22 protein-coding genes are annotated in these 25,485 nt (G+C 56.7%); 16 read left to right on the top strand and 6 right to left on the bottom strand.

Annotation, left to right across the window (positions count from 1 at the left end):
- Positions 1-117 precede the first annotated feature (117 nt).
- From glaH to MRS74_RS24185, 4 genes are all read left to right on the top strand, one after another.
- Entirely contained in the window at positions 118-1,098 is a 981-nt protein-coding gene (gene glaH, locus MRS74_RS06340; protein WP_254579435.1) for a glutarate dioxygenase GlaH, read from the top strand.
- A gap of 157 nt (positions 1,099-1,255) precedes the next feature.
- A complete protein-coding gene (gene lhgD / locus MRS74_RS06335; protein ID WP_254579434.1) occupies positions 1,256-2,479 on the top strand; it encodes an L-2-hydroxyglutarate dehydrogenase in 1,224 nt (407 codons plus the stop codon).
- Between the two features lie 180 nt (positions 2,480-2,659).
- A complete protein-coding gene (locus MRS74_RS06330; RefSeq protein WP_254579433.1) occupies positions 2,660-2,980 on the top strand; it encodes a transposase in 321 nt (106 codons plus the stop codon).
- A complete protein-coding gene (locus MRS74_RS24185) occupies positions 2,977-3,690 on the top strand; it encodes an IS3 family transposase (RefSeq protein WP_368671252.1) in 714 nt (237 codons plus the stop codon). The genes MRS74_RS06330 and MRS74_RS24185 overlap by 4 nt, the downstream gene beginning before the upstream one ends.
- A 496-nt stretch (positions 3,691-4,186) precedes the next feature.
- Here the strand turns inward: MRS74_RS24185 and MRS74_RS06325 are convergent, their stop codons facing one another.
- The 4 genes from MRS74_RS06325 to capB all read right to left on the bottom strand — a co-directional run bounded on the left by MRS74_RS06325 (position 4,187) and on the right by capB (position 10,860).
- On the bottom strand, positions 4,187-5,545 hold the full coding sequence (locus MRS74_RS06325; protein WP_254579432.1) for a purine-cytosine permease family protein: 1,359 nt from the start codon (positions 5,543-5,545) through the stop codon (positions 4,187-4,189).
- A 324-nt stretch (positions 5,546-5,869) separates the two neighbouring features.
- Positions 5,870-6,826 carry an AraC-like ligand-binding domain-containing protein gene (locus MRS74_RS06320; RefSeq protein WP_254579431.1) on the bottom strand — a complete coding sequence of 319 codons (957 nt, stop codon included), beginning with the start codon at positions 6,824-6,826 and terminating at the stop codon, positions 5,870-5,872.
- 163 nt (positions 6,827-6,989) lie between these two features.
- The gene (gene capA, locus MRS74_RS06315; RefSeq protein ID WP_254579430.1) at positions 6,990-9,071 is read right to left on the bottom strand and encodes a caprolactamase subunit alpha; all 2,082 of its coding nucleotides are present in this window, start codon (positions 9,069-9,071) and stop codon (positions 6,990-6,992) included.
- A gap of 28 nt (positions 9,072-9,099) precedes the next feature.
- Positions 9,100-10,860, bottom strand: coding sequence for a caprolactamase subunit beta (gene capB, locus MRS74_RS06310; RefSeq protein ID WP_254579429.1), 1,761 nt, complete (start codon positions 10,858-10,860; stop codon positions 9,100-9,102).
- A 496-nt stretch (positions 10,861-11,356) separates the two neighbouring features.
- Between capB and MRS74_RS06305 the strand changes: the two genes are divergently transcribed.
- The 5 genes from MRS74_RS06305 to MRS74_RS06285 all read left to right on the top strand — a co-directional run bounded on the left by MRS74_RS06305 (position 11,357) and on the right by MRS74_RS06285 (position 15,041).
- Entirely contained in the window at positions 11,357-11,551 is a 195-nt protein-coding gene (locus MRS74_RS06305; RefSeq protein ID WP_254579428.1) for a helix-turn-helix transcriptional regulator, read from the top strand.
- Positions 11,552-11,841: 290 nt separating this feature from the next.
- Entirely contained in the window at positions 11,842-12,498 is a 657-nt protein-coding gene (locus tag MRS74_RS06300) for an inovirus Gp2 family protein (RefSeq protein ID WP_254579427.1), read from the top strand.
- A 30-nt stretch (positions 12,499-12,528) separates the two neighbouring features.
- Complete coding sequence (locus MRS74_RS06295; protein WP_306421963.1) at positions 12,529-13,053, top strand: helix-turn-helix domain-containing protein; 525 nt, start codon at positions 12,529-12,531, stop codon at positions 13,051-13,053.
- Between the two features lie 85 nt (positions 13,054-13,138).
- Positions 13,139-13,420 (top strand): hypothetical protein, encoded by a 282-nt coding sequence (locus MRS74_RS06290; protein ID WP_254579426.1) that lies wholly within the window; start codon positions 13,139-13,141, stop codon positions 13,418-13,420.
- Between the two features lie 160 nt (positions 13,421-13,580).
- Positions 13,581-15,041: an ATP-dependent DNA helicase gene (locus tag MRS74_RS06285; RefSeq protein WP_254579425.1), complete on the top strand. Its 1,461-nt coding sequence runs from the start codon at positions 13,581-13,583 to the stop codon at positions 15,039-15,041.
- A gap of 200 nt (positions 15,042-15,241) precedes the next feature.
- Here the strand turns inward: MRS74_RS06285 and MRS74_RS06280 are convergent, their stop codons facing one another.
- Together MRS74_RS06280 and MRS74_RS06275 are read right to left on the bottom strand one after the other, a co-directional pair.
- Positions 15,242-17,137: an AICE-type RepA C-terminal domain-containing protein gene (locus MRS74_RS06280; RefSeq protein ID WP_254579424.1), complete on the bottom strand. Its 1,896-nt coding sequence runs from the start codon at positions 17,135-17,137 to the stop codon at positions 15,242-15,244.
- Positions 17,138-17,555: 418 nt separating this feature from the next.
- Complete coding sequence (locus MRS74_RS06275) at positions 17,556-18,650, bottom strand: IS5 family transposase (RefSeq protein WP_254579423.1); 1,095 nt, start codon at positions 18,648-18,650, stop codon at positions 17,556-17,558.
- A gap of 192 nt (positions 18,651-18,842) precedes the next feature.
- Here MRS74_RS06275 and MRS74_RS06270 point away from each other — a divergent pair, with 192 nt between their 5' ends.
- The 7 genes from MRS74_RS06270 (at position 18,843) to MRS74_RS06240 (ending at position 25,428) form a co-directional block, all read left to right on the top strand.
- Positions 18,843-19,208, top strand: coding sequence for a hypothetical protein (locus MRS74_RS06270; protein ID WP_254579422.1), 366 nt, complete (start codon positions 18,843-18,845; stop codon positions 19,206-19,208).
- Complete coding sequence (gene bet / locus MRS74_RS06265) at positions 19,201-20,019, top strand: phage recombination protein Bet (RefSeq protein ID WP_254579421.1); 819 nt, start codon at positions 19,201-19,203, stop codon at positions 20,017-20,019. The genes MRS74_RS06270 and bet overlap by 8 nt, the downstream gene beginning before the upstream one ends.
- 71 nt (positions 20,020-20,090) lie before the next feature.
- Positions 20,091-21,146: a YqaJ viral recombinase family nuclease gene (locus MRS74_RS06260; RefSeq protein WP_306421962.1), complete on the top strand. Its 1,056-nt coding sequence runs from the start codon at positions 20,091-20,093 to the stop codon at positions 21,144-21,146.
- Between the two features lie 112 nt (positions 21,147-21,258).
- Positions 21,259-22,218, top strand: a complete 960-nt coding sequence (locus tag MRS74_RS06255; RefSeq protein WP_254579420.1) for an AAA family ATPase — start codon at positions 21,259-21,261, stop codon at positions 22,216-22,218.
- A gap of 131 nt (positions 22,219-22,349) precedes the next feature.
- A complete protein-coding gene (locus tag MRS74_RS06250; protein ID WP_306421961.1) occupies positions 22,350-23,333 on the top strand; it encodes a DUF3150 domain-containing protein in 984 nt (327 codons plus the stop codon).
- Positions 23,334-23,359: 26 nt separating this feature from the next.
- Positions 23,360-23,605, top strand: coding sequence for a hypothetical protein (locus MRS74_RS06245; RefSeq protein WP_254579419.1), 246 nt, complete (start codon positions 23,360-23,362; stop codon positions 23,603-23,605).
- A 131-nt stretch (positions 23,606-23,736) separates the two neighbouring features.
- The gene (locus tag MRS74_RS06240) at positions 23,737-25,428 is read left to right on the top strand and encodes a VWA domain-containing protein (RefSeq protein WP_254579418.1); all 1,692 of its coding nucleotides are present in this window, start codon (positions 23,737-23,739) and stop codon (positions 25,426-25,428) included.
- Positions 25,429-25,485: the final 57 nt, after the last annotated feature.

Here is a 25,485-nt window from a genome sequence, read left to right as displayed (position 1 = left end):
AACAGACAGACTACATTCAATAATTGTGTTGACGAAATTACAAAATGTAGATATTTTTAAAAAACGAATACATTAACTCCGTTTACGCCGAGCACTCAACACACCGAGGTTGCCACCATGACTCACGTTGCCGCCATCCAGAACACCGCGAATCTGAAGAGAACGACTGATTATCAGGGCTTTACCCTGAAAGCGAGTGACTACTCCAAGCGCCTGCTGGCGCTGGATTTCTCCGCCGACACTATCAGTCGATTCGTTGAAGCCATGGCCGAATACCCGGTGCAGGCGCTGGAGTACAAGTCTTTCCTGCGTTTTCGGGCCGGCCAAATTCTGGACGACCTCTGCGGTAATCAGCTCCAGCCTCTGCTGATTGAGACCCTGGCCGACCGTGCCACCGGTGCCCTGCTGATTAATCCGCAGGGGCTGGAACGCGTGGAGCAGGCGGAGGAGATGGTCAAGCTCACCACGGCGGTCGCGCACCTGTTCGGACGCTCCAACCTCGATGCAATGAGCGGACAGTATTACGCTCGCTTCGTCGTGCAAAATGTGGACAACTCCGATAGCTACCTTCGCCAGCCGCATCGAGTCATGGAACTGCACAATGACGGTACCTACGTTGAGCAGGATACCGACTACGTGATGATGCTGAAGATCGACGAACAGAACATGGACGGCGGAAACTCCCTGCTGCTTCACCTCGACGACTGGGAACATCTGGAGCGCTTCAACACCGATCCCATGGCACACAGGGTCATGCGCTGGGCCGCTCCCCCGAGCAAGAATACCCGCAAGGACGTCTTCCACCCGGTGTTCGATGTCGACAACCTGGGTCGGCCGATCATGTCCTATATTGATCAGTTCGTGCAGCCGAAAGACTTCGCAGAAGGCACCTGGCTGGCCGATCTGTCCGATGCTCTGGAAGGCAGCGCACACAAAGTGTCCATTCCGGTACCGGTTGGCAGCTTCCTGCTGATGAACAACCATTGCTGGCTGCACGGTCGTGACAAGTTTACGCCGCACGATGGACTGCGTCGTGAACTGATGCGTCAGCGCGGCTACTTCACCCACGCCAAGGTCCTGCGCAACCCGGGCCAGTAAGCGAACGTCTGAACAGGGCAACCGCGAGCCGCCACCGGCATTGAGGGTTGCCCTGCAAACCAAGCGCTGCAGCCTGGGATTGACTCTGGCTGGGCTGCATCAACCTCCTGGCCACCGGCAACACCGGTGGCCCAATCAATCGAAAAGTGAGGTCAGGATGTACGATTTCATCATCATTGGCGGCGGCATCGTGGGCATGTCGACGGCCATGCAACTGCTGAAAGCCTTTCCCGAGCGCAAGGTCCTGGTCCTCGAGAAAGAGTCCCGGCTGGCCAAGCATCAGACAGGCCATAACAGCGGCGTGATCCATGCCGGCGTCTACTATACCCCGGGCAGCCTGAAGGCGAAGTTCTGCCTCGAAGGCAACCGCGACACCAAGGCCTTCTGCGACAGCCACGGCATTGCGTACCAGACATGCGGCAAACTGCTGGTGGCCACCAATGCGCTGGAAATGGAGCGCATGAAGGCCTTGTGGGAGCGCACCGAGGCCAACGGTCTCGAACGCTACTGGCTCAGTGCCGGCGAGCTGAAGGAACGTGAACCCAACATCACCGGCGTGGGGGGAATCTTTATCCCCTCGAGCGGCATTGTCGATTACCGCGCCGTCACCGAGGCGATGGGACGCGAGTTCAGGGCCATGGGTGGCGAGATCCACTTCAACAGTACCGTCACCGGCATTGAGGAGCGGGCGTCAGAGGTACAGGTCCAGACCCGCCAGGGCACCTTCAGCAGTCGCTATATGATTTCCTGCTCCGGCCTTATGGCCGACCGCATCGTGCGTATGCTCGGCCAGAAGCCCTCATTCCGGATCTGCCCGTTCCGCGGCGAATATTTCAGGCTCAAGCCCGAACACAATCAGATAGTCAACCATCTGATCTATCCGATTCCCGATCCGTCGATGCCGTTTCTTGGGGTCCATCTGACGCGGATGATCGATGGCAGCGTCACAGTCGGGCCCAATGCGGTACTGGCCTGGAAGCGGGAGGGTTACCGCAAGACCGACATTTCACTGCGGGACAGCCTCGAAACCCTGTCCTATCCGGGTATTATCAAGGTGCTGAAACAGAATTTGCAACCCGGCCTCACCGAACTGAAAAATTCACTGCACAAGGGCGGTTACCTGAAGCTGGTGCGCAAGTACTGCCCCATAATCGAAAAAGCGGACCTGCTGCCCTACCCGGCCGGCGTGCGGGCCCAGGCGGTATCTCACGACGGCAAACTGGTCGACGACTTCCTATTCGTCAATAGCGCCCGCACCATCAACGTCTGCAATGCGCCGTCCCCCGCCGCCACCTCGGCACTACCGATCGGTCGGCATATTATCGCAACGGCCATTAAACAGTTCAGTCTGGACACCCCGACAGACACCCGGGTTGCCTGAAAAAACCCGAAAGAACGAACCGAGGGGCCGACTCAGGCCCCTCCACACTGTTCTTCAACTGCTGATTTAATTCTTGCGATTTAATATCCTATTCGTGCCTCGCAGGGTGCCCACCTGTCGGCTTTTGATGTGACCCCGAATTAGTGGACACCTTTTTTCACAACCAGAAAAGGTGGTTCCATGAAGACGCAGTCCTATCGACAGTACACACCGGAGTTTAAGTGCGCTGCGGTGCAGGCCTCCATCGACTCAGCAGAGACAGTACATGCTGTCGCTGTTAAATTGGGTATCACCCCCCGTATTCTTTACCGATGGAGAAGCGCCTTAACTCGCAAAGCAGCATCAACGGGCACGCCAGCCGTGCAGAATACGGGCCCTGAGAAGAGCATCAAGGATCTGGAACGGGCCAATAAGGCACTGCAGCGCAAGCTCGCACGGTTGGAGCTGGAGAACGAAATCCTAAAAAAGGCGCAAGCGTACTTGGGCGACCACCCGACATAAGGTTCACGTTTTTCCGTCGTTATCAGTCGGTACGCTGGCCTGTGGCGCCGCTCTGTGCAGCGCTCGATGTCGCTCGCTCAGGATATTATCGTTGGTTGCACGCAACCCCGTCCCCGCAGCAGCATGCGAACCTGGCGCTGAGAACGTTTTTGCTGAACACGGCCAAGGCGGAGCATGGGATCCCGGGGTACCGAAAACTCTGGCGGATCGCGGTTGGGGCAGGCTATGACTGCAGCCGTAACCGGGTTCAGCGGGTGTTGCAAAAAGCCGGTTATCGCTCATGCAGAGCGCTCAAACCAGGCCACAGGCGGCCTTCAGCTGGGCTACCGGTGCTGCCAAATCTGCTGAACAGACAGTTCGCTGTCAGTCAGCCTAACCGGGTCTGGGTGTCCGACATTACACAGATCCGGGCGACGAACGGCTGGCTGTACATCGCGACGGTAATGGACTTGCACTCCAGACGCATCGTGGGGTGGGCCGCTGGCGCGATAAACAATGCCGACCTGGTGGTTAAGGCGTTGGACAAAGCATGGACGTGCCGCCGCCCAGACGGTAACAAGCTGTTATTTCATTCCGACCAGGGAGCGCAGTATCGTTCGGAGCCGGTGATGAAGTGGCTCAACAACCGCCACGTGACAATCAGCATGTCACGCCGCGGAAACTGTTGGGACACTCAGTCCACTATAGTTCCGAGCACCGGCCCGATCTGACCCGTGCTGGGATTGGCCAAGCTGCCTTTGCGTTGACCTCTCGATCGACGTCGGTGTTCCCTGAACATTCCGTGCCCAGCGTTTGTGACCTGATAGGAGCCTTGTATTGCACCCGCCGCCCCGCCGCTGTGCTTCTGCCATATTAAAAAGCAAGAGCTAGACCGCTAGCCGCCTGTCGGGCTTGACCGATCGTCGCGAGGGAAAGATCGATTTGGGATAGTTTTGAACCATTACAGCCCAAGCTCAGTTAGGCGCGGCAGGATGCCCCAGTGCTGGGCAAGGTCCGATTTCATATCTCAGTTGGCCGGGGACGTTCGTGCTTTGCGCATGACAGTGCCGGTATAGTTGAGAGCCAAACGCCTGACAGTGCTTTCCCAGACAGAAAACCTGTATATGAAACAAAGCAGCCAGGGCGACCTCAAAGGTCGCCCTGGCTGCGGGTCAGGAGGAAGGCGTGTATACAGGGGACATTAATGGAGCCCCGGATTTACGGCGCTCAGGCTTCGGCTTTAACGAACCAGTGCTGCCTGGCACTGTTGAGCAGCAGCCAGTAACTGCAGAACGCCACGACAAAGGTCACCGGTGAGGCAAACAGGGCCAGCTCCGCATTACCGTAATTGAGTAACAGAATTCCGAGTCCGGCCGCGAGGAACCAGGCAATCAGGCCGCAGGGGTTGAGCGCAGTGACGCGGTCGAGCTGATACTCGATGCGGCCATCGAACAGCTGGTCGTAACGGGGCGAAAATATATGCGCCAGCGCAATTGCCACCCAGGCCACGACAAAGATGCCCTGATACGCCAACGCCTGCAGAATGAAACTGAACACATTCAGGCGCATCAGAAAATATACCACGGCTCCCACCGCCATGGCCCAGGCAAAGCGAGGAACCCGGACCAGGCCGAAGCGTTCGAAAAATGCCTGCATGTTTTCTGCGGCCAGGTAAAAGTTGGCTGTATTAATCCGTGTCTGGCTGACCCAGACGAACAGCAGCCCCCAGATGCCCATCAGCTGAATGATGGCCAGTACCACGGACACTTCCGACAAGCCGCCCTCGGTCGGGATGGTTGCCGCCAGGAAAATCCCGACCAGGCCATTGACCAGGAAAGTAAACAGATAGAACGGCATGCCAAAATTGACCTTGGCATGGTAATCCGCATCGTCCTGATGTCCGAAGCGGGCGTAATCCCATGTATACATCATCAGGATCCAAACACCCATAAAGTAGGTAAAGCAGTTCCACCAGCCATTTTCGACCGGTCCTGTTTCAGGCCCCATAGTCAGCCAGTCGTTGGAATAACCGAACGCCCAGATTGACATGACCACTGCGGCAATCAGACCCAGGATATAAAAGGGCAGCAGTACGCCGTTGAATTTATCAAGCCAGTTCTGGACACTGCCAAAGACCAACGGCACGCTATAGAAGACCACCAGCAAGTAAGCCTCGTTCAGCGTCAGCGACGGGAAATAGCTCTGTATCGCCACCGCGATCACAGAACCTTCAAACACGCTGTAATAGATCGCCGTGGCGAAAAATATCAGGGTCGCGAGACTCGCCCCCAGATGACCGAACAATACGCGGGAGAACAAGGCTACCGAAAGTCCGGTCTTGATGGCATAACGGGCGATAATGCCGTTAACGACACCAAAAGTGATTACCGACAGCACCAGCCCGATGATCGCATTGAGGGTGCCGAAGTTCATCGCCAGGGTGGCCGCGACCACCAGCCAGAACATGGCACTACAGATGGCCCACCAGGCCATGGTCAGGGAATTCTTTTTCATCCGTTCCTTATGGGGAACGGCCACCGCGGAATAATCGGCATTGCTGCCGTCTGATTTTATATTTCCAGCCATGATGTCTCTCTTTATTGTTGGATTAAGACCCTCCAAAAGTACAAGAGATAGAAAATCGTTAATTGACCGAAAGCGCACGATCTATTGCACGCGGCGGTACCGGTGAATAACTGCTCCATGGGAATCCCTGTTGGGTTACGCGGCGCCCGGTCATCGGCTGTATATAAATGCAGCCTGCCAGCGCCGTTAACCTACATTTGGTCGCGATCCGCACACCGAGGATGGGTTGAGTCTTGCGAAACCCATCTCTAGCTCACAAAAAAACCGGACAAAGTCCGGCGGGTAAAAATAAGACGCTGCTCCATGCTCAACTATTTTCCAGTTCTACAGGTCCTCCCGAGCAGATTCCCGCGCTTCCCTGGCGGTGCAGCCGAAGCGTGACTTGAAGGAACGGCAGAAATGAGCCTGGTCTGCGAAGCCCCACCTATAGGCAACCTCGGCCAGGGTGACTTTCGACGAGCCGCTCCTGATATCGTTCATCGCTGCCTGCAGTCGAACTTCCTTAATCCACTGGCCAACCGTCTGGCCGGAGCCCTGAAAAAGCTTGTGCATGTAGCGTGTCGAAATCTGGCACGCCGAGGCGATCAGCTCCGGAGACAGATCCGGATTGGTGATGTTCTCGCGCACGAAATGCTCGATCCGCATCAGGTGAGCATTGCTTACGCAGGCCTCACCGCTGGCAATGACCCGGTCATCATCCTCCAGCGTCAGTGCCAGTAATTCCAACAGTTGCTGACTGGCCAGGCCTGCTCCTTGAGTGCCCAGGTAGGGTACCTGCCTGACCAGGCTAGCGAGGAAATCCGAAAACAGCGCCCCGGCCCCCTGCAGCAGGCTGAACTCCATATAGAGGAAGCGCTCCGGTGTCCGCACCCGGGTGCGCAGATTGGCATCAGGCACTCGCAGCACCCAGAGCTGATTATCCCGGGCATAGCTAAACTCATAGGGCAGGTCGCTGCGTTCCAGGATGAAAGAACCCGGATTGCAAATCACCTTGTGACGATCCTGGCTAAAATCGACCGGCTGCAGTTGCGGAATGGTAATCAGAAAGGGGCTATCTTCTTCTTTGCTGATATTGCGGGCATTGCGCCGGTAACGGGTCGCGGATGTTTCCAGCCGGGAAATACTGATCTGCTCGACGTTCCAGCACGACAGCGAACCGCTAAAAGCTTCCGGCTCGCGGAAATCGAGCGTGAGCGGAAAATAAGTCTTGTCGATCACTTCACGCCAGTACCCCGCCCGTTCGGCACGGGGAATCAGGCTAGTATTGTAACTCTTGTGCATTTGAGCACCCTCTTATTCTAGTTATTATGCTCCTTGCGATACCGCCGGCTCCAAAGCGGCGCCTGTCTATCCTTAAACGGTGCCACCCAGGGCAACCGCGGGAGTTGCATTATACAAGCTAACCCCGGGGTCTCCCGGGGTTAGCTTGTGGCGCGGGCCTCCCCTATGCGTTGCGCGTGATGCGATAACAGTTGTTAGGCTCGAGCACCAGCGTCCAGCCTGGACGCACAACGATATTAGTCGTCGGCTCTTCCACCACCGCGGGACCTTCAACCAGGAGACCCGGATCCAGCCGCTCGCCAGCATAGACCGGTGTATCAACCCAGTGGCCCTCACCGTCGAACAACATCGGCCGGGTTTCGGTCAGGGCATCGCTCAGTGTGCAACCCGAGGGGGTGAGTGTGCGTACCGGCGGTTTGCTGACCTGCCCGACCAGCGTGGTCTCAATATTGACCAGCTCCACCGGATTATGCGGCTCAGCATAGGTATACAACTCCTCATGCCGCTTGTGGAAATCCGCCAGGATGGTCGCAAGCCTATCCGGCGTAATCACCCCCCCTGCTATATCTACACTGCACTCATGAATCTGACCGACATAGCGCATCTCAGCGCTGCGCGAGGCCGAAATAGCCTCAGGCGCGAAACCATCGGCCTGCAGGTGCTCGGTACCGCGTTGCTCCAGATCGTCGAAGCGCATATTGAGCGTATCCAAGTTGGCCGTGCCATCAAGACGCATCGGTTCGGTAGCCATGTAATTATAGCGAACATCGGAAATGATCTGACCGAAGGCACAGAACACCGAGGCTACCTTAGGTACCAGCACTGTATTGCTGCCGATCTCCTCGGCCAGGGCGGTGATATGCATACCACCGGCGCCGCCGGCGCAGACCAGGGCAAAATCTCGGGGGTCATAGCCACGCTCGATCGAGACCCGGCGAATGCCGCTGACCATATTGAGGTTGACGATGGTGCTGATGCCGTAGGCCGCCCGCTCGACACTGATACCCAGCGGCTCGGCAACATGCTTGCGCACCGCCGCAAGGGCGGCCTCGGCATCCAGCCGGATGGTGCCGCCGAGCACGGCATCGGGGTTCAGGTAGCCCAGTACCAGGTTGGCATCGGTCACCGTCGGCCGGGTGCCGCCCTTGCCATAGCAGACAGGTCCGGGCGTCGCGCCTGCGCTCTCAGGTCCCACCTGCAGCATACCGTATTCGTCCACCTGGCAGATAGAGCCGCCGCCGGCACCCAGGGTCTCAACCTGGATCATCGGCACCCCGATGCGATAGCGCAGAAAGTCGATGTTCTTGTTCAGGTTGGTCTGCCCACCCTTGGTCAGGGTGATATCGAACGAGGTGCCCCCCATATCAACAGTAATCACATTATCGATATCAAAGGGCTTGGCGACGTAGAGCCCCGCCTGCGGCGCCGAAGCCGGCCCCGAGTTGATGGCATTCACCGCCCGCCCCTGCATCGCTTCGCCGATGGACAGACCGCCGTTGGACTGGAAGTAACGCACCGGATGACGCACGCCCAATGAACGGAAATAGTCGTCAATACGCTCGACATAGCGCCGCATCACCGGACTCAGGTAAGCGTTGACGACGGTGGTGGAGGTACGGGTGTACTCACGCACTTGCGGATCAACCTCGGTACCGGTGCAGACGAACACCCCCGGCATCATCTCCTGCACGATCTCACGGGCGCGGCGCTCATGATCAGGGTTGCGCACCGCCCAGACAAAGGAGATCGCCACGCTTTCAACGCCCTCTTCCTTGAAATAGCGCACCGCTTCGCGCACTGCCGCCTCATCCAACGGTGTGTGCTCCGATCCATCGACCAAAACACGCCCCGAAATCGGCCGGCGCAGATGGCGTGGCACTATCATATGGGCCGGTGGGAAGTCGGCATCATAACGGTAGCCTTCCTCCTTGTGACCGAGGCGGATCTCGATGCTGTCTTCATGACCTGCAGTACAGAGCAGCCCGACCTTGGCCCCCTTCTTCTCGATCAGCGCATTCAGCGCCACAGTAGTGCCGTTGATGCAAAGGTCACACTGCTGAATAATCGACTCCACCGACTCACCCAGCGCCTCGCTGATCTGGGCCAGGCCCGCCTTGATGGCAATGGTGCCGTCGTGCGGGGTCGACGGGCTCTTGAAGACCCGCACGTCGCCAGTCTTCTCAGCCAGTACGAAGTCGGTAAAGGTGCCACCGGCATCCACACCCAGACGATATTTACTACGCATATTATTATCCTCAGTCGTTGGTGTTTGATCACGCAGAATGGCGATGGGCCTGTTCACGCAGACGCGCGGTCTGCGCCTCGTCAAGAGAGCCATCCTGCGGCCGGATGGCGACACCGTATTCAAGCTCGGCACCTTTCAGCGATACCAGACCATTACGATAATCTTCCAGCACCGCATCGATAGTGCGGCTAAACGGATCGCCGTAGCCACCGCCGCCCGGGTTAACATTAGTGACGCGCTCGCCCGGATTGATGGTGACGATGGTATTGGCCCGGTAGACCTGTTCCTTGCCGTTACCGGACACCACCAGCCGGCCGAGTTTCTCGTCCTGCAGCCCGTTCTTCGCCCCAGCCGCGCCCATCGTCGGAATCTGTCGCCCCTCACCGAAGGCAATCACCGTCATCTCGTGACCAATCGGTTCGACCTCCCAGGCCGTGCCCGAGCCGCCCCGGTGGTAACCTGCCCCGCCGCTGTCCTGCACCAGGCCATAACGATGGATGATGATCGGGTAGGCATATTCAAGCAGTTCTATATCACCGGAACTAAGCGCACCGAAGCAGCTCAGCGGGCCACAGGCGTGCCAGCCGTCCATCACCTGGGTGGCACCCGCACCGGAGATAATCGACGCCAGCACCATGGTGACGTACTGTTCGTCACTACGGGGATCGATGCCGGCGATATTAATACCACTGGCGTGTCCCCAGGAGGCAGTGACCCGTTCGGGCGCCGCCTTTTCCAGCGCCATGCGCACCGCATCAGTCAGCGTCTCCATGGGTGTCGTGGTGCAGTTGACATGGGGCGCGGGTTCCTGGGCGTTACACAGGGTGCCCTTCGCGCCCAGGTCCACTGTTACGCAGCGATAGAGACCCTCGTTGTAAGGCGGCGGCAGCTGCGCAAACATCATCAACCCCAGGTAGACGCCGGACATCGAGTTGCCTTCGTAGGAATTGATGAAATAGGGTATCTGCGGCGGGCTCTGTACCTCGATATGCAGGTTATCGCCCTGCACGGTCACCTTGGCGGTGATTTCCATCTCACCAAAGCCATGGCCGGCATCTTCAAGCAGTGCGCTGCCAAGATATTCACCATCGGGCACCGAGCGGACCAGGGAACGCATCTGCTGATCGGCCGCGTTCTTTAGTTCGGCAATACAGGCCTTAACCGTATCCACGCCGTACTTGTCGAGCAGCGCGATCATGTTGCGCTCGCCAACACGGCAGGCGCCGTACTGCGCATTGATATCGCCTTCCTGATCACGGCGCGCACGCATGTTGGTCAGTAGCAGATTAATCACATCCTCGCGCCGCTTGCCTCGCTCCCACAGCTTGACCGGTGGAATGCGCAGGCCCTCGGCATAAATCTCTTTGGCATCCGGGTTATAGCCGGCGGGTACCGGGCCACCGATATCGGTCAGGTGACCCTTGCAGACGCTCCAAAATACCAGCTCGCCCTGATAGAACACCGGTTTGTACATGCAGCAGTCGAGAATATGACTGCCCTTGTAGGCGGGATCGTTGTGGTAGATCACATCGCCTTCCTGAATGTCGTCTCCGAAATACTCGGCCACACACTTCATCGCCGGAATCAGCGAGCCCAGGTGAATCGGGATATCCTGCCCCTGCAGAATCATCTCCGGAAAGTGATCGAACAGCGCGTTGCTGTAATCGTGCGCCAGGTTGAAGACGCTGGAACGCCCGGTTTTCTCCAGCGTCAGCGTCATCTCGCGCTGCGCCGTCTCAAGCGCGCCGCGGACAACAGCCAGCGTAATCGGGTCTACTGTAGCGGTCATAAACTACCCCTTTATTTGTTCTTGTAGGTCAAAACCCCGTAAAGACCGTAACGCCTTCGCAGGAGATTGAAGCCAGTATAAGAAGCGGAACCCGGCATTTATTGACGGCCAGTGAACAGTGAATTGTTGCAGAGGGACAAAGAGCGGCAGAGGCTGTAGTAGCGGACGCTGTAACCGAACCCCTCGTAGGCCTGCGCTGTCGCCTAGCACGCAACAGAACAGTAGCTGGGATCCAGAGCGAGCTGCTTCAAGCCACTCCTGAACGTAACCCGTGTCTGTGAGGGGCTCGTTTGGGGGCTGCGTGGCAGCCCAAGTTCCCGCACGATTACATTGATGCCATGACCTTGGTGGGCCAACACGTTGACCTTCACTGTTGGCTTTTGGATCAACATCTCAGTGCCTCAAATAGCCGCGATGAGACCCTGTGAGCTCCCTCGGAGTAAATTCTTACAGGGCTGCCCTATCGCATGAGTCAATCTGCTAGGGAGCAATACTCATGCGACTTTTACGTTTACCCGAAGTTCTGTACCTGACTGCTCAGTGCCGATCCAGCGTTTACCGCAAAATTAAAGAGGGTACTTTCCCAGCATCCGTGGGTCTTGGCGCGAATTCTGTTGCCTGGGTGGAGGAGGAAGTGCTTGCTTGGATTCAAGCGCGTATAGACGAGCGCGACCAGCCAGATATTCGGTAGACCCTGCAAAACCCAAGAGGCTGTCGCCTCATTTCTTTATTTTCCTGCAACCTTCTTTTTTCCTCGAGTAGCCAGGGCATCAAAACGCCGTGATTTGTGGGGTTTTTGGGGTTATTTGCCTAGGTTTGCCGTCAATATGGCTCCGGTATATTAATATAAACCCCTCCCCACTCTCTGGGCGCTCAAGTGCGCCAAGTCTCCATACTATATGCATAATTTACTGACTAAACATTTGGTCAGTAATGGTGCGTGCATGGCTACTGAGGATTCTGACTTCAACGGAGTTCATCATGTATCAAAAACGTGTACCGGGAAATCATAATCTGACGCTCTGGAACGAATCCCATTATCGGGGCTGGCCTGTCTACAACGACGGGGCACTGGTCAAGGAGTATCTGGATCGTCTGCTGTACGTTATCAACAACGCCACACAGGACTTCACGAGAGTATTTGCTGTACGGGTAGACCTGAGGTGTGCCGGGCCGACAGGTGACATCATATCCGGTAATGAAGTCATCGATCGCTTCAAGAAGGCGCTTGATTCCAGACTGGATAGCTATCAGAAACGTCGGGCTCGACAGGGCAAGCGTGCCTGCCGCTCAGCGGTCAGAATGGTCTGGGCCAGGGAGTTAAAGGACTCCCGTACGCCGCATTACCATCTCTTACTGCTATTCAATCGTGAGCAATTTCACAGCCTAGGGGAGTACCACTCTGTTTCTGGCAGTCTCATGAACATGATCAGAGATGCCTGGTACTCGGCTTTAGGTCTCTCGCTGCATTTGGCGCCAGGTCTGGTTTATATCCCAGCGAACGCTGAGTACTACCTTAACCGATCTGATCACTATGCACAGCTGCCGGCCCTGTTTTTCCGTGCCAGCTATCTATGCAAGGCCGACACCAAGTGTTTTGGCCAAGGGCTCCAGAGCTTCGGTGGGACGCGCAAGTAACAAGGTCCGGACTGTCGGGCTCTCCTGCAGATGATATGGCTGCGGCTTTGCCGTACGCCCCCTTACAGCAGGAGAACGATCATGTCCGACGATAGCCTATCCATCACTGAACTCTGGATGAGGCGCTACGAACAAGCGCACCCTGAAGCCTTACAGCAGGGGATATGTAGGCCTCATATCCCGCAGAACCACTGGCAACCCCATCCCCATAATCCCGAAACTCCGTCACAGCCGTCGAAAACAGGGGGTAATGCGTGTCTTTGGCCCGCACCGGAAGATTCTGTTGCCAGAACAACCGATCCGGTGGTGCTGGCGGCTATAGAGGCGCGTAAATCGCTGAAGCTGACACAGACAACATTTGCCCGTTGCTTGGGGATCAGTCCTCGAACTGTCAGTGAGTGGGAGCAAGGGCGCCGTCAACCCAGTGGTGCTGCACGGACGTTACTGCACTGGGCGGCGCAAAGGCCTGAGCACCTAAAGCAGGCGCTTAAGATCTATAGGCACAGCAAGGCAAAGGGACTGTTTCCAGGAGGAGCCAGTACGTCAGCGCAGTAAATTTCTACGGATGATGACAATGATACAGACAGGTATGTCACTTCAGCCCACGGACGGGATTCCCACACTTTCAAAGGACCTCATCATGCTAGATCTTCCCTCAATCGACGACTCTCAAGAGAATGCAAAAGGACCAACTAAGCCTATTAATAAGCGCGCCATGAACCGTGAATCCAGCCGGCAATTGCTGGAGAGCCGAAACATCGAGTACTGCACCAACAACGACGGTATCCATCTGATAGTCACCGGTAACGGCTGCTTGATCGACTTCTGGCCAGGCAAAGGCAAGTGGACGGCTCGTGACAACAGCATGTCTGGCTTCGGCGTCTTCAATTTAATCGACATGATCGAATCAGGCCTGCTCTGACTTCGACTGCTCATCGCCGGCTCACATCCAGAGCCGGTTCTATCCCGTGCAGCATTCCGTGAATCGCTTGCACCGTTCTTCTAAACCACCCCAACCACAGCTTCTGCATATGGGCTACCCGAGCTTAGGGGAAGCTGTGGCCTTTTCGGACGTATATCACATGCACAAACAGATTCAGCTCAACCCGGATCAGCTCGAAGCGCTGAAGGCTATAGAGCACTTTCTCAACACCCCATCTAGCCAGGCGTTCGTCCTTTGCGGCAGCGCGGGTACAGGCAAAACCACACTCGTCGCCAAGATTATTGAGCTTGTTCATCGCTTGGGGATGAACAGCATGCTGGTGGCCCCGACCGGCCGTGCGGCCCAGATACTGCAAGGCAAGCTCGATAGGATGCTACCCAATGCGATTGGGCCTGCCACGGTATCCACACTCCATGGGGCAATCTATTACATGGCGAGCCTGAGCGTCGACGACACGCGCCCAGAGGAAGGGCTCAGTGCTGTACAGATGGATTTCCCAATCCGGCAGCAAGGTAACCCCTTTGATCTGATGATCGTTGATGAAGCATCGATGGTTGGCGATACCGCGACCTACCAGTCTTCTATGCGCTTCGGTTCCGGCAAGTTGCTGAGTGACCTGGTGGGGTACGTCCAGCACCTGTATAGAGAGGGGGTTGCGAGTTGTCCGATTAAGCTGCTCTTTGTCGGCGATCTGGCTCAGTTGCCTCCCGTAGGAAGCAAACAATCGCCTGCACTTTCTCCAGAATACCTCCATAACGGGTTCGGACTTCAGACTCGGCGGTATGAGTTAACAACCGTCATGCGCCAAGGCGAGAAAAGCGGCATTCTGTCATTGGCCAACTCAATTCGAGACCAGATCTTTCGCGGGACGGGTGGAGGTATTTCGATACCCTTCAATAGCCAAGATATACGTTCCATAGATTTTCACTCAGCCGTGGGCCTGATTGCTATTAATAGCCGTAAGAGGTGCTCATCTGTAGCCGTGGTCTACAGCAACGCGATAGCAAGCGAGTATAACCTGGGAGTCCGATCGCAGCTCTGGGGCAACTCTTGGGCTCCAGTCACACCAGAAGACCGGCTGCTCGTGACGCGCAACTGCCCGGCCGTAGGACTGAGTAATGGTGACCAGGTGCAGGTGCATACCGTGATGTCCTCGGCGGTGATAGAGCGGGTGCGTCTACCGAGTGGTCAGGTAGTCACGTTGCGTTTCAGAGAGCTGAGGCTCCTGTTCAATCTCACTCATGACTCCTCGAATACTGTGGAGTGCTTGGTGTTAGAGAATTTATTGTTCTCTGACAAACGGGACCTTGAGGATACCGAGCAGTATGCGCTGCTTGAGCTGCTCAGGCAGCGGCATCCCTATGTGGATCCGGATAGCGCCGAGTTTCGGGATCTGATGCAAACAGACCCCTACTACAACGCGTTACAGGTGAAGTTCGGCTATGCCATGACCTGCCACAAGGCCCAGGGTGGTGAATGGGAGCAGGTGATCGTAGATCCGATGGGGCTAAGGCTGGACACCGAGGAGGGTTGTCGTTGGCTGTACACGGCGGTAACGAGGGCGTCAGGTTTATTGATGGTTGTAGATGGATGTCTATGAGGACATTGAGCGAGAGTAGATGATGAGGCGCTTTGCCTCCTGACAGCTGCTGATCCGTCATCTTGATTACGAAATTAGTGACATTGTGATGTTTAAAATTCTAATTTATATGAAATATGGCCTTAAAATCAGCCTTTTTTCAGAATTCAATCTCACAATGTCACTTTGGTAGAGAGAGTGGCGGGCTTTCCCGTGCCGCCCTACTCTTTGCCTTCAGAGGATGGATTCCTGAAAAGTCTCCAGCGGCGATTAGCAGCTCGTTGCCCTAAAGGCTCAAGCGTGATGCCGAAGGATCGAAGTATCGGCGCCGCTATTTTGAACTGTGCACCCATTGCTCGAGGGGTCTGGGGCCAGTCGGATTGCTTATTATCTAGTCGATACTCAGAGAGAAGTTCTTGCCAATCTTTCACAGCCTCCTCAAGTTCGGCCTCGCCTTTGTCCTTGAAACAACGCAGTAACGCCTGGGCTACTGGGTGTTCATCCAGTTCATACTCACGGCGAGTCTGCTGGTTCATATCTAGCTGACTCGGAAAGTCTGCATCATCTCGATCAAGGCTTCTAGCAACAAGAACGCCGACCCTACAGAGGTCGCTTAGTTCGCCATACCGCTCAAACGCAGGGTCGGTTTCCACCGATGCCCAATGGCTATTCACGTATCCAAAGACTGATAGCAAGCCGTTGAATGTGTCATCCAGCAAAGTTCGAGTGGCCGGATCAGAAAAGGATACAGGTGCGACATCTCCATTTTTAGAAAGCTCAATGGTGAGGGTTCTATCTGCCAAAGGTTTATACGAAACGACACTTTCCAGGCTGTTCAACATGACCGGACAAACCACTCTGATTTCAGTGGGTACTGAGGAGGGTTTTGACTTCCACGATATAGCTTTTCCATCGAGTAGTTGCAGCAGACCTTGCTGGATGGTCTCGGAAAATTCGTCCACACGATCGAAGCTCAATAAGTAATTTCTTAGCGCACAATCATCCAGCTGCTTTAAGTTTTTGGGTAATTGTGGGCTCCCCAACACCGTCGCAGGGTCCAATAGATACTTTATGGCTGCCTGAGTAAAAACAGGGGAGAATGGAGTGTCACCGAGTAGTTCAAGCAGCACCTGCTTTTGGTCAGGCATCCAAGACAAGATGCTCCATGCAATTATTAACAGGTCGTTTTCTACAGGGATGTCTGTGACCTCGAATAGATGCTTGACCAACCCTGCAGGGGTGCTACCTCTACGAACGTTGAACGCGCTAGGTAGGCTGTCTTTGGGTTCGATATGAGACTGTTGTTGATTCCATACTTCGTATGTAGGGTCACCCATGGCGTATCGGATGGTCTCATGACCCAGAAAAATGTATCGATTTCTTTCTACGTCGGAACCCGCTCGACCGAAACAAGGAGAGATATCATAAGGCGTGATAGATATGCGAAACCTGGCAAGTGCTGACTTGGCGGCCTTGGAAGACAAGTCTTGTTGGAATTTGTTGAAGAATTCCAGCTTAAGCTGATCTTCGATCGCTTCAGGCGTTGCCGGTAAAACCTCTCCACTGCGCCGCTCTTGCAACAGAACGCTTTTGAGTTCATTTCGAACCAGCCAGAAAGTCTGCTCTAGGATCTGAAGTGCGCTGACAACCTGCTTATCATGCGCACTTAGCTTGGACCCAAACGGAGTGCCGGTAAAAAAGGAAGTTGGCTTGTACCCAAACGGATTGCCGACAGAAGGAAAAATTTGATTGGTGATCGGCGGCCAGCTGCTAGGCGAGTGAGGATACGGTCCCTCTGTAGCGAAGCTGTTCGCTGCCCTGTTGTCACCAAAAACATTACCGTGGGCTCCTGGCACGCCAGTGGAGGGGCGAGCGCCTCCATCGTTCAGCCCTTGAGCGCCCGGTACTGCCTGGCAGGGCTCATTCATATTTGTTGAAAACTTGTTCTCCTGCCCAGAAGTCTTAGTGGTTTTCGGAGAATATCCATCGCAACCATCCTGAGCCACATACTTCGCTTGTGCCAATAGATGTGCCTTGAGCCGTTTTCTCCTGGCTTCCTTAGACCCAAGAGGCTCATCTTGTTCGCCGTCGTGGGTTACGTCGTCTGCTTCGTCCATGCGCTAACCTACCGATATTAAAAATGTATTTCTTCGTAACATTAAAGAGAGGCCGCATAGGGTGCAACTGGAACCGCAGAATTACGGGCTAAGCTCTTGATGTCCACCCCTCTCCATTCGTTGACCCCTGCAGGCAGAATGACAGTCACGAACGGTGATCACACCGGCGGTGCCTGAAGTTCCGCTCGCCGTGCCAGCATTAGGCCCACCAACGTGCCCTGATACAAACGCCGCTAGTCAGCTCCACTGGAGTAGCAAGTGTTACTCTTTCTCATCTCAAACTTGGCTCGTCCAACTCAAACAAAAGGGCACCTCGATTAACCGATGATTTTCGCTGAATTGAGCAACAGCTCTACGGCGACGACAAAAACAGGGTAATTTCCCCGGCAAATGAAGGTTTATTTCATCAGTTTGATGCCTATCCGTGGTTCGAATCACGCCTGCTGGGCGCCATTCGACCCACGGCGGCCATCAGAAAGCCTCGATTCGAGGCTCGGCGTAAATACACCAACCGCTTCAGGTTGTAGCAGGTCGCCATCATCGTCATTTTTACGTTCGCCCGTGCCTGACCGATGGTGCGTATCAGCATGCCTCCCATCTGCTCGATGGCCCCGAACACATGCTCTACCCGGGCGCGGATCTTGGCGATGCGGTGGTTGCGCCGTTTCTGGCAGTCGGACAGTGGACGGTTACGCGCCCCTTTGCGTTGAATTTCAGGGCGATTGCCACGCTGCCTGAGATCCGCCTCCCGCGCCTGGCTGGCATAGCCGCGATCGGCGTAGACATTCCGGCTGGTGTTATAGGGATCCAGTACTTGCTCGAAGTGACGGCTGTCATGCACCGAGGCGGTGCTGGTCTCAATTTCGCGGATCACCTTATAGCGCTTGTCTACATTGATCGACAGCTTATAGCCGAAGTGGCTCTTGCCATGTTTCTTGGTCCAGGTGGCATCCAGGTCCTTCTGACGGCGCTGGGCCGGCTTCCAGTCGGCGGGCGTGGCCTGCTGTTCGATGATGTCTTTTTCATGACGGCGGATATGTTGCTTGGGCGCAGGGACCAGCGTCGCATCGATGATCTGACCGCCACGTGCAATATAGCCCCTGCGCATCAGTTGATCCGCCACACCGTCAAACAGGGCTCTGGCGCCCGCTTCACCGATCCGGTTCTCAAACGCCCAGATCGTGGTGCGATCCGGAATGTTGCTGACCTGCGTGAGTCCGCAAAAGCGCTGGTAACTCATGCGGTCCAGCAGTTGGTATTCCATCTGCTCGTCGGACAGGTTGTATAGCCGCTTGAGCACCAGAATCCGCACCATCGTGTCCGTCGGGAAGGGAGGCCGGCCACCCTGCGAGCTGACCGGACGCGGCGCAACTCGATCAACGGCTGCCGCCAGGGCAGAAAAGTCGATGTGCAGATTGATCTCCGCCAGCGGATCGCCCAGGCGGTCGATCTTCTCCCGGTGCTGATCGGCGGCAAACAAATCGGTCTTGAGGGCGCTGCGTAGCTTCTTCATCGGTGTCAGTCCGTGGCTGTATCAGACGCTGTGAATTTTACCCAAGGGTACAGCTGGTCGGCGAGGTTTTTCGAGGCGCCCAAAAAAATCTCAGATACATATTACCTACCCGATCACGCACCAAGTGCCGTGTTTCAGGGCCGGAGCTCTCCCGGCCCTATTCAATATCTCATTCGTATCTGGAGGTTTCTCATGACTGTTCGTTGTTCAGCCTGCGGCTCAACGCAGGTGTTTACCCGTAATTATGGCAAGAAGATTGGCGCTGCTGCCGGTGGCATCGCCGGCACTGTGACCGGCGTCACTGGTGCGCTGTCTGGCGCTCGAGTGGGTATGACGGTCGGTGTGGTCGGTGGTCCGGTGGGGATTGCCGTGAGCAGTATCGCTGGCGCTATTATTGGCGGCCTGATTGGCGGAGCATCCGGAAGTATCGCGGGTGCCAAGGTGGGCGCGGTGATTGATGAGCGCGTACTCGACAACTTTGAGTGCCGCGACTGCGGTCATACCTTCTCGCTGATACTGACCGACCTTCCTCTGGGTGGAGGGAGTCGCCATGAATAACCCCAAACTCACAGAACGCTTTGCCGAGCGCTTCAATGTGAGTCCCGGCAAACTGTTCGAGACGCTCAAGGCGACTGCTTTCCGGCAACGGGATGGCAGTGCGCCCAGTAACGAGCAAATGATGGCGTTGCTGGTTGTTGCAGACCAATACGGTCTAAACCCCTTCACCAAGGAGATCTATGCCTTTCCGGACAAGCATGCCGGGATCATACCGGTGGTCGGGGTCGATGGTTGGTCGCGAATCATCAACCAGCATGATCAGTTCGATGGCATGGAGTTTCGCAGTGCCGACACCCGCGTTACGCCGGACGGTGCCAAGGAATGCCCTGAGTGGATGGAGTGCATCATTTACCGGCGCGACCGCTCGCATCCGGTCAAGATTACAGAGCACCTGGATGAGGTCTACCGTCCACCGTTTGAGGGTGTTGGAAGCAACGGCCCTTATCGTAACAGCGGCCCCTGGCAGACCCACACCAAACGCATGCTCCGGCACAAGGCGATGATTCAGTGTTCGCGCCTTGCCTTCGGCTTTGTCGGCATCTTTGATCAGGATGAAGCCGAGCGGATCATTGAGGCCCAAGCCACGGTCATGGTTGAGCCACAGTTGGCCGATCTCTCACAGATCCCTGCGCGGACCCAAGGTCTGGTCAGCAAGCTCATCGAACGAGCAGAGGCGGCCGGCGCCTGGAATAGCGCCCTGGAATACGCACAGGAACATTTCCAGGGAACGGATCTGGCGTTTGCTCAACAGCAGATTCATATCGCTCGCCAGCAGGTCCCCGCACCGCTTGAGGCGCGCCAGGCGTCCTGAGCCTTTCCCACTAACCCACCCGGGGGAGACTGTCACCCCGGCCGGGTACGGTCTCCCGTTTAGGAGGCTGCATGCGTATCGTGGATCTCTCCCAGCGAACACCCGTCTGGCACCGCTGGCGTAATGGCGGTATTACGGCGTCGGAAGCCCCAGTCATCATGGACCGTTCGCCCTATAAAACACCCTGGCGCCTCTGGGCCGAAAAAACGGCACTGATACTGCCTGACGACCTGTCCGCTAACCCTAACGTGCAACGCGGTATCCAACTGGAACCCAAAGCTCGCCTGGCCTTCGAGCAGGCGCACCAGGATATGCTGCTGCCGTTGTGTGCAGAAGCGGACCATAACCCCCTGCTGCGCGCCAGCTTCGATGGCATCAACAACGCCGGTGAACCGGTCGAGCTAAAATGCCCAACCGCCAACGTATTCGAGGAGGTGCGCTCAGCCGCAGAACAAAGCAGCGCCTATCAGCTTTACTGGGTTCAGGTGCAGCACCAGATTCTAGTCGCCAACGCGCCTCGTGGCTGGTTGGCGTTCTTTTATGCCGATGAGCTGATCGAGTTCGAGATTGCCCGGGATGATGCCTTCCTTGCAACACTGGAGGAAAACGCCCGTCAGTTCTGGACGCTGATCCAGAACCGACAGGAACCTGCTAAATGCCCTGAGCGGGATTATTTTGTTCCCGCAGGGGCTGATCAGTCTCGCTGGGCAGCCCTCTCCCACCATTACCTGGAGGTGAACCATCAAGCCAAAGCACTTGAGCAACAACTCAAAACACATAAGCAGGCCATGACCGAGGTGCAGCAGCGCCTGGTGGCGATGATGGGTGCATTCGCCCATGCGGAGTATGCCGGCATTAAACTCTGCCGTTATTGGGTCAACGGTAATGTCGATTATCCCGCGCTCATTGCCGATCGGCAGGGCGAGATCGATGAAGCCACACTATCGCAATACCGTAAGCCCGCAGCGGAACGTATCCGCCTCACCGTGACTCAGCCCGAGACTGCAGACACGACTATTCCTGCAGCGGTCCCAACTGAGGAGCACACGGCTCAGGTGCGCAATACGCCCGACAATCAGCCTCAGCCCGCGTTGTCCTCAAAACAACCACGCTCATTTTATTTCTGAATAGCCACGGCGCACGTCGCCGACCTTAACTCCACCCACAACCATCACCCCATCCATAAAAGCCCCCTGACCTCCTGGTCAGGGGGCTTTTGTATTTATGCCGAGGTTAATCATGACGGATACCACGCACTACCTGGTTCAGGTGAACACCACCTTCAACGTGCCCGCGCCCGACAGCTTTGTACTGGAGGGGTTCGGCCCGGACAGTGACCACCCCAATATCCCGCGCCTCAGAGATGAGTATGTATTTCGCAAGGAGGATCTGCGCGACGTGTTGGCCTTTTTGTCCAACCCGGACGGTGACGGTCTGTACATCAGCGGCCCCACGGGATGTGGCAAGACGTCGCTGATCTGCCAGATCGCCGCACGCCTTAATTGGCCCGTACAGCAGATCACGGCCCATGGCCGGTTGGAGCTGTCGGATCTCACCGGGCATCACACTCTGGTCAACGGCAACATGGCCTTTGTTGACGGCCCCCTGGCGTTGGCGGTTAAACACGGTCATTTGCTGATCATCAACGAACTGGACCTGGCAGAGCCGACTGAGCTGGCCGGGCTCAATGACATCCTTGAAGGCGCACCGCTGGTCATTGCCCAGAACGGCGGTGAAATCATTCAGCCCCATCCCAAGTTTCGCTTTATTGCCACCGGCAACAGTGCCGGCAGCGGTGATCAGACGGGGCTGTATCAGGGCGTGCTGCAACAGAACCTGGCCTTTCTGGATCGCTTTCGCCTCCTTGAGGCCCGCTATGCCGACACGGCTATAGAAGAAGCCATACTCGAGCGCGTCGTGCCCGCCTTGCCGCAGCTCTTCCGGCAGAAGATGGTGAAGGTGGCCAACGATATTCGACGCTTGTTTATCGGGGGGGCCGACAACGGCGCGGAGCTCAGCATCACGCTATCAACGCGTACCCTGCTGCGCTGGGCCAAGCTGACACTGGCCTTTAAGGGCGCACCCAATGCCGTGGAATACGCCCTGGTCCGTGCGCTGACAGCCCGGGCAGAACCGGAGCAGCGCGAAGCCATTCACCGTATTGCGGCCGATGTCTTTGGCGATCACTGGCAGGCATGACGAAGGCGCCTCTGGGTATCCACAACACCATCAACACCGCCAACCGCCATTACCACCTACCACATAACGCCCCCGGCGGCACGTCATCCATCAGGCTGGCGCGTACCCCCATATCTTAAGGAACCACCCTCATGAGCATTAAGACCCTGGAAAAACTGGTGATCTGCCATATCGATTGTTCCATCTGGAGTGGCCGTAAAAAGCTGCGTCCCGAGGACCTGCGTCTCGTGGATGGCAGCGAGCTGCCCCCCACCGATGTCGCGAGCCTGGGGAGCAAGAAGATCTGTGATCCCGAAGCCCTCGCGCAGTTTGAGCGGCTGAAGAAGGAAGCGCAGCGCCTGTGTGAGCAGATCGGTGTGCGCTTTCTCGGCGGCTATGCGGTACCTGAGGCCCGCATCGAGCAGATACTGCCGGAACTGGACCGAATTGGCCGAGAGTTTGCGGCCTGCAAAAACACCTTCCTCGATAACTATGATCAGGTCACCCATGACTGGATCGCCAAACACCCCGACTTTGCGGAGGCGATTCGTCGCGCTATTGCCCCGGTCGCCGATGTCGCCCAGCGGTTGCAGTTCGATTACACGGTCTACCGGATACAACCCTCCCACCAAGCAGCCCCGCTGGATGACAAGATTAGCGGCATGGGCCATACCCTCCTGTGCGAAGTGGCCCGGGATGCCAATGAACTCTTTGAACGCTCTGTGGCCGGTAAAAATCAGATCAGTCAGCGCTCCCTCAACCCCCTGCGACGCCTGCATGACAAGCTCAACGGCCTGTCCTTTCTTGATCACCGCGTACAACCGATGGTCGATGCCATGGACCGACTCTTCCCGCAACTGCCCAAAGCCGGGCCGATAACAGGTCACCAGTACCATGAACTGCTGGCCCTGATTCTGATCCTGTCCGACCCGGACAAAATGAAGCGCCATGGCGAAGGACAACTGACGCTGCAGCACATGCTGGCCAGTACCCTCCCTCACGCCGACATACCCACCGATGAGGATACCCTCTCCACACCGCACTCAAAACCGCACACCGGCCCTGGTTCCAGACCAGCGACGCTGCCGTCGCGCACACCCGCGGTTCCTGCCCAGCCAGGGTCCTTCTATTTCTAGCCGAAGCCCAACGCGGAGATATCACCATGCCCTCAAACGCCTATCTGCACTCAGCCACAGAACTGCAACGACTGGAACCTGAACTCTCAGCATTGATAGAGCCGGTCGACAGCGAGCAGCTGTTCGACGTTCAGCGTTGCCGCCATATCGCACAACAGAGCTATGCCACCCACAGTGTCGTCATTCCGAAAAGCCCGCTGGTTGTTGCGTCCGCCGATACTGCAGGCATCTGGGTGACGGCGATGGTGTTCCTGCCGGCAGACCCTGCCTGAGCGCACCAAACGAAGGGGGGGAAGCAACAGCATACAAAGACCCGCTCAGGTGGTCTCTCACCTGGCCAATCCACTAACCCAACCGGGGTGTCACTCCCCGAGGGAGTCGCGCCCCTGCAAAGGAGCTAAAGATGAACCATCCACTGAAGAATGCCCTGCCGATCGTGGCTGCGGCCTATGGTGAAAAGTTTGGCGTCAAAGTCCTCATCCAGGGTCAGGACGCCTATACCGACGGTGACAGCATCGTCATACCGGCCGCCAATCCGGATGATCCCCGTTTCCAGCAGGTCGCCTGGGGTTATCTGGCCCATGAAGCCGCACATATCCGCCATACCGATTTCGACGTAGTGGCTGAGGCGGTCTCACATCCGCTACGCAAGGCGCTGTTGAACATCATCGAAGACATCCGTATCGAAGCCGCACTCGCCCAGGATTACCCCGGAACTCGTCGCACCATTCACGAGGTGCTGAGATACATGGTGGATCACCAGCAACTCACCGTGTCTACAGACAACCACCCCGCTACGTTATTACAGAGTTGGTTGCTGTTCCGGCTGCGGAGTCAGCTACTGGGTCAGTCGGTACTGGCGCCGCTGTATCAGGCCGTGGATGCCCAGTTCAGTACACAGCTTCCGGCGAGCGTGCTGTCACGCCTGACGGCTATCACAGATGCGATCAAAGATCTGGCATCCACGGCAGACGCCCTGCAGAGTGCTGATGCCATTATTCAACTGTTTGAGGAGGTTGAGGAGGATGCTGAACCGGTGCCGCGACCGGCGGGCCATCACCACGCCCCTCCAGCTGGGGACGAGCCTGACACCTCAGCCACTAACGAGGAGAGTTCTCAGACCTCCCCGAACAACGACACCCAGGACGACTGCCTCCCCCACGAGCCTGGCAGTTCATCCACAGACCAAGGCAGGTCGTCCGCAGATCTAAACGAATCCATGTTGCAGCAGATTCTGTCAGCGGGCGAAGATGCATTCAACGCAGACCTGTTTACCCAGGTCGCAAGCCTGCTACAGGCTGAAGCGCAGCAACATCAGGGGGCTACGGCATTCAACATGCCCCGGCCCGAGCTGGCACAGCCCGGCGATCCAGCCATTCTGCAACACGCAGCAGGAGAGTCTGCCCGAGTCCGTGCCCGCTTGCGGGGCCTGGTGCAGTCCAGTCAGGACAACCGCCCCCATGCCAAACACCAGGGACGACAGATCGACCATAACCGGCTCGCTCGTTCTCGAACCGGCGAATCTCGCCTGTTCCTGACCCGCAGCAACCGGGTGGCACCGAATGCGGCTGTGCACCTGCTGGTCGATGTCTCAGGCTCCATGGCCAAAACCGCCGCTGACAGCGGTCGCAAATACTATCAGATCGCCAATGAAGCAGCCTTGGCCTTAGCGCTGGCGCTGGAAGGCATACCCGGCGTCTCGACCGCGGTCAGTTTCTTTCCAGGCTGCGCTGAAGATGTCGCGGTGGCATTACGACCCCGCCAATCCGTACGTCGAGAGGCAGCGCGCTTTGCCCAGACACCCCGAGGTTGCACACCACTGGCGCCGGCGATGTGGTTTGTCGCCAACGACCTGCTCAGACAAAAGGAGAAACGCAAACTGATAATCGTACTGACCGACGGTGAGCCGGACGACTGGAACGCCGCCCACGATATCGTCAACCGTTGCCACCGCAGTGGCTTTGAACTGCTGGGCATCGGCATACAAACCCGCTCCGTCGAGCGGTTCTTCCCCTCCAGCCTGGTGATCAACGATCTGAAAGACCTGAAGCGCGAACTGTTCAACGTCACGAAAAACCTGCTGTTAAAACCCTAACCCAACACCACCCACTCGCCCAAGGGGAGACACGCCGCACCCTATGGGCGGTCGGTC

Origin of the sequence: Marinobacterium sedimentorum (assembly GCF_024267675.1) — a bacterium.
GTDB classification, from domain to species: domain Bacteria; phylum Pseudomonadota; class Gammaproteobacteria; order Pseudomonadales; family Balneatricaceae; genus Marinobacterium_A; species Marinobacterium_A sedimentorum.
Note: the sequence above shows the minus strand (reverse complement) of the source record. Positions and strands in the feature narration are given on the sequence as shown.

What these genes read in the sequence shown, in the direction of transcription:
- MRS74_RS06270 (WP_254579422.1), top strand. Translation starts at nt 18,843, where the DNA reads ATGACTGTTCGTTGTTCAGCCTGCGGCTCAACGCAGGTGTTTACCCGT.
- MRS74_RS06325 (WP_254579432.1), bottom strand. Translation starts at nt 5,545, where the DNA reads ATGGCTGGAAATATAAAATCAGACGGCAGCAATGCCGATTATTCCGCG.
- MRS74_RS06285 (WP_254579425.1), top strand. Translation starts at nt 13,581, where the DNA reads ATGCACAAACAGATTCAGCTCAACCCGGATCAGCTCGAAGCGCTGAAG.
- lhgD (WP_254579434.1), top strand. Translation starts at nt 1,256, where the DNA reads ATGTACGATTTCATCATCATTGGCGGCGGCATCGTGGGCATGTCGACG.
- MRS74_RS06260 (WP_306421962.1), top strand. Translation starts at nt 20,091, where the DNA reads ATGCGTATCGTGGATCTCTCCCAGCGAACACCCGTCTGGCACCGCTGG.
- MRS74_RS06290 (WP_254579426.1), top strand. Translation starts at nt 13,139, where the DNA reads ATGCTAGATCTTCCCTCAATCGACGACTCTCAAGAGAATGCAAAAGGA.
- MRS74_RS06320 (WP_254579431.1), bottom strand. Translation starts at nt 6,826, where the DNA reads ATGCACAAGAGTTACAATACTAGCCTGATTCCCCGTGCCGAACGGGCG.
- glaH (WP_254579435.1), top strand. Translation starts at nt 118, where the DNA reads ATGACTCACGTTGCCGCCATCCAGAACACCGCGAATCTGAAGAGAACG.
- capB (WP_254579429.1), bottom strand. Translation starts at nt 10,860, where the DNA reads ATGACCGCTACAGTAGACCCGATTACGCTGGCTGTTGTCCGCGGCGCG.
- bet (WP_254579421.1), top strand. Translation starts at nt 19,201, where the DNA reads ATGAATAACCCCAAACTCACAGAACGCTTTGCCGAGCGCTTCAATGTG.
- MRS74_RS06305 (WP_254579428.1), top strand. Translation starts at nt 11,357, where the DNA reads ATGCGACTTTTACGTTTACCCGAAGTTCTGTACCTGACTGCTCAGTGC.
- MRS74_RS06255 (WP_254579420.1), top strand. Translation starts at nt 21,259, where the DNA reads ATGACGGATACCACGCACTACCTGGTTCAGGTGAACACCACCTTCAAC.
- MRS74_RS06240 (WP_254579418.1), top strand. Translation starts at nt 23,737, where the DNA reads ATGAACCATCCACTGAAGAATGCCCTGCCGATCGTGGCTGCGGCCTAT.
- MRS74_RS06250 (WP_306421961.1), top strand. Translation starts at nt 22,350, where the DNA reads ATGAGCATTAAGACCCTGGAAAAACTGGTGATCTGCCATATCGATTGT.
- MRS74_RS06300 (WP_254579427.1), top strand. Translation starts at nt 11,842, where the DNA reads ATGTATCAAAAACGTGTACCGGGAAATCATAATCTGACGCTCTGGAAC.
- MRS74_RS06275 (WP_254579423.1), bottom strand. Translation starts at nt 18,650, where the DNA reads ATGAAGAAGCTACGCAGCGCCCTCAAGACCGATTTGTTTGCCGCCGAT.
- MRS74_RS06280 (WP_254579424.1), bottom strand. Translation starts at nt 17,137, where the DNA reads ATGGACGAAGCAGACGACGTAACCCACGACGGCGAACAAGATGAGCCT.
- MRS74_RS06295 (WP_306421963.1), top strand. Translation starts at nt 12,529, where the DNA reads ATGATATGGCTGCGGCTTTGCCGTACGCCCCCTTACAGCAGGAGAACG.
- MRS74_RS06245 (WP_254579419.1), top strand. Translation starts at nt 23,360, where the DNA reads ATGCCCTCAAACGCCTATCTGCACTCAGCCACAGAACTGCAACGACTG.
- capA (WP_254579430.1), bottom strand. Translation starts at nt 9,071, where the DNA reads ATGCGTAGTAAATATCGTCTGGGTGTGGATGCCGGTGGCACCTTTACC.
- MRS74_RS06330 (WP_254579433.1), top strand. Translation starts at nt 2,660, where the DNA reads ATGAAGACGCAGTCCTATCGACAGTACACACCGGAGTTTAAGTGCGCT.